Annotated in this window: 13 protein-coding genes; 9 read left to right on the forward strand and 4 right to left on the reverse strand. The window is 65.9% G+C overall.

Translation table 11 applies throughout. The features are described from left to right. The first annotated feature begins 245 nt into the window (after window positions 1-245). The 4 genes from rplU to proB all read left to right on the forward strand — a co-directional run bounded on the left by rplU (window position 246) and on the right by proB (window position 3,352). Window positions 246-557: a 50S ribosomal protein L21 gene (rplU, locus tag H0X91_RS26810; RefSeq protein WP_006025184.1), complete on the forward strand. Its 312-nt coding sequence runs from the start codon at window positions 246-248 to the stop codon at window positions 555-557. A gap of 24 nt (window positions 558-581) precedes the next feature. Further along, window positions 582-845, forward strand: a complete 264-nt coding sequence (gene rpmA / locus H0X91_RS26815; protein WP_006476999.1) for a 50S ribosomal protein L27 — start codon at window positions 582-584, stop codon at window positions 843-845. Between the two features lie 186 nt (window positions 846-1,031). After that, on the forward strand, window positions 1,032-2,144 hold the full coding sequence (gene obgE / locus H0X91_RS26820; RefSeq protein ID WP_006489254.1) for a GTPase ObgE: 1,113 nt from the start codon (window positions 1,032-1,034) through the stop codon (window positions 2,142-2,144). Window positions 2,145-2,233: 89 nt separating this feature from the next. Then, window positions 2,234-3,352 (forward strand): glutamate 5-kinase, encoded by a 1,119-nt coding sequence (gene proB / locus H0X91_RS26825; protein WP_006476997.1) that lies wholly within the window; start codon window positions 2,234-2,236, stop codon window positions 3,350-3,352. Window positions 3,353-3,447: 95 nt separating this feature from the next. On the opposite strand, the gene H0X91_RS26830 is transcribed toward proB, so the two are convergent. Next, window positions 3,448-4,005, reverse strand: coding sequence for a CNP1-like family protein (locus tag H0X91_RS26830; protein ID WP_006489238.1), 558 nt, complete (start codon window positions 4,003-4,005; stop codon window positions 3,448-3,450). A gap of 63 nt (window positions 4,006-4,068) precedes the next feature. Beyond that, window positions 4,069-4,713, reverse strand: a complete 645-nt coding sequence (locus H0X91_RS26835) for an RNA pyrophosphohydrolase (RefSeq protein WP_006496762.1) — start codon at window positions 4,711-4,713, stop codon at window positions 4,069-4,071. A gap of 228 nt (window positions 4,714-4,941) precedes the next feature. On the opposite strand from H0X91_RS26835, the gene H0X91_RS26840 reads away from it, so the two are divergent. Next, entirely contained in the window at window positions 4,942-6,678 is a 1,737-nt protein-coding gene (locus H0X91_RS26840; RefSeq protein ID WP_006489236.1) for a proline--tRNA ligase, read from the forward strand. 21 nt (window positions 6,679-6,699) lie between these two features. Continuing rightward, window positions 6,700-7,308, forward strand: coding sequence for a MarC family protein (locus H0X91_RS26845; protein ID WP_006496761.1), 609 nt, complete (start codon window positions 6,700-6,702; stop codon window positions 7,306-7,308). An 84-nt stretch (window positions 7,309-7,392) separates the two neighbouring features. Here the strand turns inward: H0X91_RS26845 and H0X91_RS26850 are convergent, their stop codons facing one another. Then, a complete protein-coding gene (locus H0X91_RS26850; RefSeq protein WP_006489240.1) occupies window positions 7,393-7,944 on the reverse strand; it encodes a hypoxanthine-guanine phosphoribosyltransferase in 552 nt (183 codons plus the stop codon). Window positions 7,945-8,038: 94 nt separating this feature from the next. Continuing rightward, on the reverse strand, window positions 8,039-9,406 hold the full coding sequence (gene ffh / locus H0X91_RS26855) for a signal recognition particle protein (protein WP_006476982.1): 1,368 nt from the start codon (window positions 9,404-9,406) through the stop codon (window positions 8,039-8,041). Between the two features lie 89 nt (window positions 9,407-9,495). On the opposite strand from ffh, the gene H0X91_RS26860 reads away from it, so the two are divergent. The 3 genes from H0X91_RS26860 to ampD are packed head-to-tail and all read left to right on the forward strand — an operon-like array spanning window position 9,496 to window position 11,304. Then, on the forward strand, window positions 9,496-10,389 hold the full coding sequence (locus H0X91_RS26860; protein WP_006489256.1) for a cytochrome C assembly family protein: 894 nt from the start codon (window positions 9,496-9,498) through the stop codon (window positions 10,387-10,389). 13 nt (window positions 10,390-10,402) lie between these two features. Further along, window positions 10,403-10,717 (forward strand): PP0621 family protein, encoded by a 315-nt coding sequence (locus H0X91_RS26865; RefSeq protein ID WP_006491491.1) that lies wholly within the window; start codon window positions 10,403-10,405, stop codon window positions 10,715-10,717. Beyond that, on the forward strand, window positions 10,714-11,304 hold the full coding sequence (gene ampD / locus H0X91_RS26870; protein WP_006490721.1) for a 1,6-anhydro-N-acetylmuramyl-L-alanine amidase AmpD: 591 nt from the start codon (window positions 10,714-10,716) through the stop codon (window positions 11,302-11,304). The genes H0X91_RS26865 and ampD overlap by 4 nt, the downstream gene beginning before the upstream one ends. Window positions 11,305-11,469: the final 165 nt, after the last annotated feature.

The raw sequence follows: 11,469 nt of genomic DNA on the forward strand, positions 1-11,469 counted from the left end.
GCGCTGAGGGTGGGGGAGGCGGTGGACGACGACATGATGATGGAATTGGGTGATGCGGCGGATTATAAGTCGAATCCGCGATATGCCGGTCTGTCAGACGTACCGGCAGCGCGATTTTGGCCGTCTGGCCGAGGCCCGCGCGCGGTAATCGTCGATCGGTTTTGACTTCGGTGCTAACCCCATGTATAATCACGTGTTTTCCGCGCGTGGTGTGCGGAAAAATTGGATCCAGAGTGAGGTTCTCAATGTACGCGGTCATAAAAACCGGCGGCAAGCAGTACAAGGTTGCCGTTGGCGAAAAACTCAAAGTAGAACAGATACCGGCTGACATTGACGCTGAAATCACGCTCGACCAGGTTCTCGCAGTGGGCGAAGGCGAATCGATTAAGTTCGGTACGCCGCTGGTCAGTGGGGCTTCCGTCAAGGCCACCGTTGTGTCGCACGGTCGTCATGCCAAGGTCACCATCTTCAAGATGCGTCGCCGGAAGCACTACCAAAAGCACGGCGGCCACCGCCAGAACTACACTGAGCTGCGCATCGACGCGATCAACGCGTAAGCGCCTCGGTAAAGGAGCAATCAGATGGCACACAAAAAGGCAGGCGGCTCTTCCCGGAACGGCCGCGACTCCGAGTCGAAACGTCTCGGCGTGAAAGTGTACGGCGGCCAGGCAATCAATGCCGGCGGCATCATCGTGCGTCAGCGCGGTACGCGCATGCACGCTGGCGAGAACGTCGGCATGGGCAAGGATCACACCCTGTTCGCGCTGGTCGACGGTCACGTCAAGTTCGCGACGAAGGGCGCGGACAAGAAGCATCTGGTCATCGTCGTCCCGGCGGCTGCCTAAGTCAGGCACCCACGGGCTTCGTAGCCGAAAGGCCCCGCAGTCTTCGCGGGGCCTTTTTTATTGGGTCGCCGCCTGCAAATGCGGGCCGGCGACCCTCGCGCGACCGGCGTACGATCGGCCGAACGGCAGATTGTTCAAGCGTGCCGGCGCGCGGCACAATAGCGGAAATACTGGGCGGAGTGACGAATGAAGTTCATTGACGAAGCACGAATCGAAGTCATCGCCGGCGACGGAGGCGATGGCAGCGCGTCGATGCGCCGCGAGAAATTCGTCCCGTTCGGCGGGCCGGACGGTGGCGACGGCGGCCGCGGCGGTAGCGTTTACGCGATCGCCGACCGCAACATCAACACGCTGATCGACTACCGTTACGCGAAGAAGCACCTCGCGCGCAACGGCGAAAACGGTCGCGGCTCGGATTGCTACGGCAAGGGCGGCGACGATGTCACGCTGCGCATGCCGGTCGGCACCATCATCAGCGACATGGACACGGGCGAGCTGATCGCCGACCTGACCGAGCACGACCAGCGGGTGATGCTCGCGCAGGGCGGCGCCGGCGGCCTCGGCAACCTGCATTTCAAGTCGAGCACGAACCGCGCGCCGCGCCAGAAGACGGACGGCAAGCCGGGCGAGCGGCGCATGCTGAAGCTCGAGCTGAAGGTGCTCGCCGACGTCGGCCTGCTCGGCATGCCGAACGCGGGCAAGTCGACCTTCATCTCGTCGGTGTCGAACGCGAAGCCGAAGATCGCCGACTACCCGTTTACGACGCTCGCGCCGAATCTCGGCGTGGTGCGGGTCGGTCCGAGCAAGAGCTTCGTGATCGCCGATATCCCGGGGCTGATCGAAGGCGCGGCCGAAGGCGCGGGCCTCGGGCATCAATTCCTGCGCCATCTGCAGCGTACCGGTGTGCTGCTGCATCTGGTCGATCTCGCGCCGTTCGACGAAAGCGTCGATCCGGTCGCGGAAGCGACGGCGATCGTCGGCGAGCTGCGCAAGTACGACGAGGCGCTCTACGAGAAGCCGCGCTGGCTCGTGCTCAACAAGCTGGACATGGTGCCGGAAGACGAGCGCGAGGCGCGCGTCGCGGATTTCCTCGACCGCTTCGGCTGGGACGGCCCCGTGTTCGAGATCTCGGCGCTGACGGGCCAGGGCTGCGAAGCGCTGTGCTACGCGATCTACGACTACCTTTCCGAGCATTCGGACGCGCATCGCGCGGCGGAGGCGGAGGATCTCGCGGCCGACGTGCGTTTCCGCGATGCGCCGCCGGCGAAGGGCGGTGCGACGCCGGGCGACGACGCCTGAGCGTTCGCCAACGCGCCGGGCGTGCCGCCCGGCGTTGGCGTTCAATCGCGCCCGGCCGGGCAGGCATCAGATACAGGAGACAGTGCAGGATGCGTTCGATCATCGCGGATTCGAAGCGATTGGTGGTGAAGGTGGGCTCCAGCCTCGTGACCAACGACGGCAAGGGGCTCGATCATGCTGCAATCGGCCGCTGGGCGGCCCAGATCGCTGCGCTGCGTGCGCAGGGCAAGGAAGTCGTGCTCGTCAGTTCGGGCGCGATTGCCGAAGGTATGCAGCGGCTCGGCTGGAGCAAGCGGCCGCGGGAAATCGACGAGTTGCAGGCCGCCGCCGCGGTCGGCCAGATGGGGCTCGCGCAAGTCTACGAAAGCCGCTTCACCGAGCACGGCATCCGCACTGCGCAGATCCTGCTCACGCATGCCGATCTGGCGGACCGCGAGCGCTACCTGAATGCGCGTTCGACGCTGCTCACGCTGCTGCGGCTCGGCGTCGTGCCGATCATCAACGAAAACGACACGGTGGTCACCGACGAAATCAAGTTCGGCGACAACGACACGCTCGGCGCGCTCGTCGCGAACCTGATCGAAGGCGATGCGCTGATCATCCTCACAGACCAGTCGGGGCTGTTTACGGCCGATCCGCGCAAGGACCCGAATGCGACGCTCGTCGGCGAGGCCAATGCGGGCGCCCCCGAGCTCGAGGCGATGGCAGGCGGCGCGGGTTCGAGTCTCGGTCGCGGCGGGATGCTGACGAAGATCCTCGCGGCGAAGCGTGCGGCGCACAGCGGCGCGAATACCGTGATCGCGAGCGGCCGGGAGGCCGACGTGCTCGTGCGTCTGGCGGCCGGCGAGGCGATCGGCACGCAACTGATCGCACGGACCGCGCGGATGGCGGCACGCAAGCAATGGATGGCCGACCATCTGCAGGTCCGCGGCCACGTCGTGATCGACGCGGGCGCGGTCGAGAAGCTGACGGCCGGCGGCAAGAGCCTGCTGCCGATCGGCGTGATCGACGTGCAGGGCGCATTCGCGCGCGGCGAAGTCATCGCATGTGTCGGCCCGGACGGGCGCGAGGTGGCGCGCGGGCTCACGAACTACAGCAGTGCGGAAACGAAGCTGATTCACCGCAAGCCGAGCGGCGAGATCGAGACCGTGCTCGGCTACATGCTGGAGCCCGAACTGATTCATCGCGACAACCTCGTGCTGGTGTGATCGCCGGCCGGGTGCCGTCGTTCAAATGAAAAAGCCCGCGCAATGCGGGCTTTTTCGTGCGGCGGGACGATGCGGGCGGCCCGCATCGCGTACCGTCAGCGCAACTGCGTCATCGCGGTGCGGTGGAACCGGATGTTTTCGAGGATCTGCCGGGTCGAGCCCTGCGGCATCTTGTTCGCGCAGAAGTAGTCCTGGTAGAGCGCGGAGTGGTAGGCGTTCAGCTCGCCGTTCTCGATGCGCCGCCAGTCGTTCTCGACCGTGCGATCCCAGCCGTTGTGGTCGGCGTTCAGGCCCGCGTACTGGCGCCATTCGTAGGTGTCGCAGCGGATGCCTTCGTAGTTCACGTTGCGGGCACCGGCCGGGCTCGTGATGACGACTGCGTAGCGCACGACGCCGTCGGTGCCGACGTCGAGCGACTTCGCATCGACGAAGAACTTGAGTGGCGTGTTCTGCGACACGTTGAACGGCAGCAGATCGCCCGTTTGCGGCAGCGGCGGCAGCGTGTCGACGGTATTTTCCTTCCAGCTTCCCTGACGGTCGAGCAGGTACACGAACTCGCTGTCATCCTTGTTGGACGGCGCTTTCGAGTTCGCGCAGCCGGCCAGGGCGGCCAGCGCGGCGATCGATGCGAGCGCGAGAGCAATCGCTTTCAATATGCATTCCTCGTAAAAAAAGGGCGCGACACAAGGTCGCGCCCGGTCATGCAGTCCGACTCGTCATTTGCCGACGATTACGCGGGGCGGCATCTCGTCGAGCGTGCTCGCCTCCACTTCGATCTCCGAACAGACTACCGATGCGTCGACAATCGTCAGCGTCTGGGCCTGTGCGCCGATGACGCGCGGATAGCGCGACACACGCGGCCCGCGCGGCTTCTCGGCTCGCTGCGCCGGGCGGCGCAGGAAGCGCGACAGTTCCGTCAGCGCCAACTGATAGACATCCCGCTTGAACTCGATCACCGCATCGAGCGGCACCCAGTACTCGTTCCAGCGCCACGCATCGAACTCCGGGTGGTCGGTCGCGCGCAAGCAAATGTCGCAATCGCGTCCAACCATCCGCAGCAGGAACCAGATCTGCTTCTGGCCGCGGTAATGACCGCGTACTTCGCGTTTGATGAACTTGTCAGGCACCTCGTAACGCAACCAGTCGCGAGTGCGGCCGATTATCTTGACGTGTTCCGGATGCAGGCCCGTTTCCTCGTGCAGTTCCCGGTACATCGCCTGCATGGGGGTCTCGCCGTACTTGATCCCACCTTGAGGAAACTGCCAGGAATGCTCGCGGAGCCGCTTGCCCCAAAACACCTCGTTGCGCGCGTTCAAGAGGATGATGCCGACGTTCGGGCGAAAGCCTTCACGATCCAGCATACAACCACCTTCGAATCCTTTAAAATTGCTTTGATTATAAACAGATAACGGGCGCTGCGCACCGTGACGGAGCGAATCCGCGCGGGGTACGCCGGCTGAATTGTCCCTGATTAGTCTGCTACGTCGTCTGCGCCATCGTCGTCCCTCGTTGTTCGCCGCGCGCAGCTTTTTCACCTTGAAACTTTTTCGGGCGCCCCGCCTGGGGGCGCCGTTTTTGGAACCGTCCGCATGAAAGCTTCCCGTTTCTTTATCGGCACCCTGAAAGAGGCACCCGCCGACGCAGAGATCGTCAGCCACAAGCTGATGGTCCGCGCCGGCATGATCCGTCGCGTCGCCGGCGGCATCTACAACTACCTGCCGGTCGGCCTGCGTTCGATTCGCAAGGTCGAGGCGATCGTGCGCGAGGAAATGAACCGGGCGGGCGCCATCGAGCTGCTGATGCCGGCCGTGCAACCGGCCGAGCTGTGGCAGGAGTCGGGCCGCTGGGAGCAGTACGGCCCCGAGCTGCTGCGCTTCAAGGACCGCAAGGACAACGATTTCGTGATCGGGCCGACGCACGAGGAAGTCGTCACCGACATCGCGCGCAACCAGATCAAGAGCTACCGGCAGATGCCGGTGAACTTCTACCAGATCCAGACGAAGTTCCGCGACGAGATCCGTCCGCGCTTCGGCGTGATGCGCGGCCGCGAATTCATCATGAAGGACGCGTATTCGTTCGACAAGGATGCGGCCGGTCTGAACGAGTCGTACCGCAAGATGTACGACGCGTACGTGCGCATCTTCTCGCGCCTCGGCCTCGAGTTTCGCGCGGTCGCGGCCGACAGCGGCTCGATCGGCGGCAACTTCTCGCACGAGTTCCACGTGATCGCCGACACCGGCGAGGACGCGATCGCGTACTGCCCGACGTCCGAGTTCGCGGCGAACGTCGAGGCGGCCGAAGCGCTGCCGCTGATTGCCGAGCGCGCGGCGCCCGCCGAAGCGATGGAAAAGGTCGCGACGCCCGGCAAGGCGAAGTGCGAGGCCGTCGCCGAACTGCTGTCGATCCCGCTCGAGCGCACGATCAAGTCGATCGTGCTCGCAACCGACAACGAAGGCGCCGAGCCGACCATCTGGCTCGTGATGCTGCGCGGCGACCACGACCTGAACGAGATCAAGGTGTCGAAGCTGCCGGGCCTGAAGAACCACCGCTTCGCGACCGAGCAGGAAATCGTCGAGTGGTTCGGCACGCCGCCGGGCTATCTCGGCCCGGTCGGCACGAAGAAGCCGGTGAAGGTGATCGCCGACCGCACGGTCGCGAACATGAGCGACTTCGTCGTCGGTGCGAACGAGGTCGACTATCACATCGCCGGCGTGAACTGGGGCCGCGACCTGCCGGAGCCGGACGTCGCCGACGTGCGCAACGTGAAGAAGGGCGATCCGTCGCCGGACGGCAAGGGCGTGATCGACATCTGCCGCGGCATCGAAGTCGGCCACGTGTTCCAGCTCGGCACCAAGTACTCGGAAGCGATGGGCGCGACGTTCCTCGACGAGTCGGGCAAGCCGCAGCCGATGCTGATGGGCTGCTACGGCGTCGGCATCACGCGTATTCTCGGCGCGGCGATCGAACAGAACTTCGACGACCGCGGCATCATCTGGCCGGAGTCGATCGCGCCGTTCGAGGTCGTGCTGTGCCCGATGGGCTATGACCGCAGCGACCTGGTGCGCGAGACGGCCGACAAGCTGTACGCGGAACTCGTCGCGGCCGGCATCGACGTGATCCTCGACGATCGCGGCGAGCGCCCGGGCGTGATGTTCGCCGACTGGGAACTGATCGGCGTGCCGCATCGTCTGGTGATCGGCGAGCGCGGCCTGAAGGAAGGCAAGATCGAGTACCAGGGCCGCCGCGATGCCGAAGCGACGCTGCTGCCGGCCGACACGGCCGCGGCGACGGTCGCCGAGAAGATCCGCGCCGCGCTCGCGCACTAAGCGCGGCGACCGGGGGACACGATGGAATACACGTTCCTGTCGGCCACCGTGCTCCTCGTGCTGATCACGGATCCGCTCGGCAACATCCCGCTGTTCATTTCGGCGATGCGGGATGTGCCGCGCGAGCGGCGCGTGAAGCTGATCCTGCGTGAAGTGGGGATCGCGTTCGTGATCCTGCTGTTCTTCATGGTGGTCGGCGACCGCTTCCTGCGGATGATGAGCCTCACCGACCTGTCGCTGCGGCTCGGCGGCGGGATCGTGCTGTTCCTGATCGCGCTGCGGATGATCTTCCCGCATCCGGATGGCGCGCTCGGCAGCGATCCGCGCGCGGGCGGCGAGCCGTTCATCGTGCCGCTCGCGATTCCGGCGCTGGCCGGGCCGTCCGCGCTCGCGACGGTGATGCTGCTGACGTCGCAGGCGCCGGGCAAGATGTTCGAGTGGGTCGGCGCGCTGACGGTCACGATGATCGTCTGCGCGATCACGCTGGTGCTGGCCGAAAGGATTCAGGCGTGGCTCGGCGAACGGACCGTCGCGGCGTTCGAGCGGCTGATGGGCCTCGTGCTCGTCGCGATCTCGGTCGAGATGCTGCTCGCGGGCATTCGCGCGTTCGTGCACCAGTTGCAGCCGTAGCGCGGGCGGGCGGTCGACGAAAAAAAGCGGCGCGCCGGGAAACCGGCGCGCCGCTTTCTGTTTATATGGCGGGCAGGGCGGCGATCAGACGTTCGCGGTCAGCGCGCGGATCGTCGGCAGGTTGCGCCAGTAGCCCTTCGCGTCCATCCCGCAGCCGAACACGTAGCGGTCCGGCACCGAGAAGCCGCAGAAGTCCGGGTGCAGCGGTTTCGCCTTCGCGAGCGTCTTCTCGCACAGCACGGCCGACATGAAACGCTGCGCGCCCATGTCGAGGATGCGGTCGCGGATCGCGGCCATCGTCTCGCCTTCGTCGAGGATGTCGTCGAGTACGAGCACGATGCGGTCCTTCACCGATTCGCGCGGCGCGACGCGCCAGTGCATCTCCGGGCTGCCCTGCGTCGTGTTGCGGTAGCGGGTCAGGTGGATGTAGTCGAATTCGAGCGGGAAATCGAGATGCGGCAGCAGCATCCCGGTAAACACCGCGGCGCCGCCCATCACCGAGAGAACGAGCGGGAACGCGTCGCCGATCTCGGCGCGGATCGCGTCGGCCATCTTCGAGATCGACGCGTTGACGGCATCGGCCGAGACGATCTCTTCGGAGTGGTCGAAAATGTGGAGGGCTTCTTCGCGGTTCATGTGTTCTGGCGGGCAGTCGGTATACAAATAAGAATGAAGCAGAACGGCAGGCGCGCGCTACGGCAAAAACCCGCGCGCCCGCCGACGGGCGAAATCAGCGCATGCCGGGCATCATGCCCTTCAGGCCGCGCATCATCTTCTGCATGTTGCCGCCCTTCAGCTTCTTCATCATCGTACGCATCTGGTCGTACTGGTTCAGCATCCGGTTGACTTCCTGCACCGGCACGCCCGCGCCGGCTGCAATGCGGCGCTTGCGCGTCGCCTTGATGATCTCGGGTTTCGCGCGCTCGGCGGGCGTCATCGAGCTGATGATCCCTTCCATCCGGCGGATCGACTTCTCGGCCTGGCCCATGTCGGCGCCGGCCGCCGCCTGCTGGAACTGCGCGGGAAGCTTATCCATCAGCGACGACAGGCCGCCCATGTTCTTCATCTGCGAGATCTGCGCGCGGAAATCGTTCAGGTCGAAATCGCCGCCTTTCTTGACCTTGTCGGCGAGCTTCTGCGCGGCCTGGACATCGACGCCGCGCTGCGCCTCCTCGACGAGCGCGAGGATGTCGCCCATGCCGAGGATCCGGTTCGCCATCCGGTCGGGGTGGAACACCTCGAGGCCGTCGAGCTTCTCGGCGACGCCGACGAACTTGATCGGCTTGCCCGTGACGTGACGCACCGACAGCGCGGCGCCGCCGCGCGAGTCGCCGTCGAGCTTGGTCAGCACGACGCCGGTGAGCGGCAGCGTGTCGTTGAACGCCTTCGCGGTGTTGACCGCGTCCTGGCCGAGCATCGCGTCGACGACGAACAGCGTTTCGGCCGGCTTCAGCGTGCCGTGCAGCGCGGCGATTTCCTGCATCATCGCCTCGTCGATGCCGAGGCGGCCGGCCGTGTCGACGAGCAGCACGTCATGGTAGTGGCGCTTCGCCCAGTCGACGGCGGCGAGCGCGATGTCGACGGGCTTCTGGTCCGGCGTGGACGGGAAGAAGTCGGCGCCGACCTGCTCGGTCACCGTTTTCAGCTGCATGATCGCAGCCGGGCGATACACGTCGCACGACACGGTCAGCACCTTCTTCTTGTACTTCTCGCGCAGCAGCTTCGCGAGCTTGCCGACGGTCGTGGTCTTGCCCGCGCCCTGCAGGCCGGCCATCAGGATCACGGCGGGCGGCGTGACCGCGAGGTTCAGCTCGGCGGCCTTGCCTTCGTAGTCGCCGCCGATCACGGCGGTCAGTTCCTTCTGGACCACGCCGACGAGCGCCTGGCCCGGCGACAGGCTGCTGATCACTTCTTCGCCGAGCGCCTTTTCCTTGACCTTGGCGATGAATTCGCGAACGACCGGCAGCGACACGTCGGCTTCCAGCAGCGCGAGACGCACCTCGCGGAGCATCTCCTGCGTGTTCGCCTCGGTGAGCCGGGCCTCGCCGCGCAGCGTCTTGACGACGCGCGCCATCCGTTGAGTGAGATTGTCGAGCATGGGGAGCGATGGACAGTGGGGCCCGAAGGCGCGGCGGAACCGAACAAAGGGAGCCGTCGCGGGAAGGGGGCCTAGTGTAAACTTCGAACATGGATATTGTACTGTATGCCCTCACCGCATTCCTGTACGGCGGCCTCGCCGTCGCAGGCTGGCGCTCGCACCGCCAGGGCGCGACGCCGCTCGTCGCGAGCGTGCCGGCCGTGCCGGTTCCGGCGTCCGCCGCGTCCGGGATGAGCGGGGCCGGCCGCGCGCTGCTGTTCGCCGCGCTGGTCGCGCACGGCGTGCTGCTCCACATGACGATCTTTCCGAACGACGCGATGGTGTTCGGCTTCGCGTTCGCGCTGTCGGCGATGTTCTGGCTCGGCGCCGGCATCTACTGGATCGAGAGCTTCTTCTTCCCGCTCGACAGTCTGCGCCTGCTGGTGCTGCCGCTCGCGTGCGGCGCGTCGCTGCTGCCGCTCGTGTTCGGCGGCGTGCGGGTGCTTCCTTATGCCGCAGCGCCGCTGTTCAAGCTGCATTTCCTGATCGCGAACATCGCCTACGGGCTGTTCGCGATCGCCGCGCTGCACGCGATCCTGATGCTGATGGTCGAGCGCCGCCTGCAGTCGCTGAGAAGCGGTGGGCGCGACGGCTCGACGGGCTGGATCGCGAGCTGGCTCGAAACGCTGCCGCCGCTGCTCACGCTCGAGAAGCTGCTGTTCCGCCTGATCGGCGCTGGCTTCGTGCTGCTGACGTTGACGCTCGCGTCGGGCATCCTGTTCAGCGAGCAGGTCGACGCGCGCATGTTGCGGCTCGACCACAAGACGGTGTTCGCGATCCTGTCGTGGCTGATGTTCGGCGGCCTGCTGGTTGCCCGCAAGACGTCGGGCTGGCGCGGCCGCGGCGCCGCGCGCTGGGTGCTCGTGTCGTTCGCCGCGCTGCTGCTCGCGTATGTCGGCAGCCGGTTCGTTTTCGAGGTGCTGCTGCACCGCTCCGTGGTTTGACCGCAGGTTTCCGATGCGACAGATTCTTCTCCTGATCCTTCTCTTCTTCGCGGGTTCGTGGCTCGCGCGCAAGCTGCGCCACGCGCAGGAACAGGCGCAGGCGCGCGCCGGCCGCGGCGCCGGTTACGACGGTGCGCCCGGTGCTGGCGCCGGCGCGGCGCGCCCGAGCGGCGACGCGCGGTCGCTGCCGGAACCGATGGTGCGCTGCGCCGAATGCGGCGTGCATGCGCCGAAGGGCGACGCCGTGGCCGCGAGCGGCGAATACTTCTGCAGCGTCGAGCATGCGCAGCGCCACGCCGCGCGCGTGAACGGCCGCGACGCGCGATGAGCGACGCGCCGGCGTTGTCGGTCGACGCGAACGGCTGGGTGCGCGAAGCGCGCCATGCGCCGTCGCCGAACTTCGAGATGCGGCCCGCGGGTGCGGTGCCGACGCTCGTGGTCGTCCACAACATCAGCCTGCCGCCCGGCGAATTCGGCGGCGACGCGATCGAGGCGCTGTTCCTGAATCGCCTCGACTGCGATGCGCACCCCTATTACCAGAGCCACCTGCGCGGCGTGCGCGTGTCCGCCCATTTCCTGATCCGCCGCGGCGGCGAGCTCGTGCAGTTCGTGTCGTGCGACGAGCGCGCGTGGCACGCGGGCGCGTCCGAGTTCTTCGGCCGCACGCGCTGCAACGACTTCTCGATCGGCATCGAGCTCGAGGGCGCGGACGACGTGCCGTTCGACGAGGCGCAATACGCGGTGCTCGCCGCGCTCTCCCGCGCGCTCGCCGCGCGCTACCCGGTCGACGCGTTCGCCGGGCATTCGGACGTCGCACCGGGCCGCAAGACCGACCCGGGCCCGCATTTCGATTGGCAACGCTTCGCGAGCGATGCCGGTTTTTCCGCCGAATACTTTCCTTTCCGTCAGCACTGATCGCGGGGTTTTTTGAGCGGAGAAAGTTTTTTCTCCGACCAATGCCTTGCCGTGTCTGCGCGTGAGCGATGTCAAGACCTCTATCGCAAATTATCCGTTTGGACGTCCTCCGAATGTCCACTATACTTGGTGCCAGTTGAGCAGTTCTGTACTAGATATAGTGTG

It is taken from the genome of Burkholderia sp. 9777_1386 (assembly GCF_015712265.1).
GTDB classification, from domain to species: domain Bacteria; phylum Pseudomonadota; class Gammaproteobacteria; order Burkholderiales; family Burkholderiaceae; genus Burkholderia; species Burkholderia cenocepacia.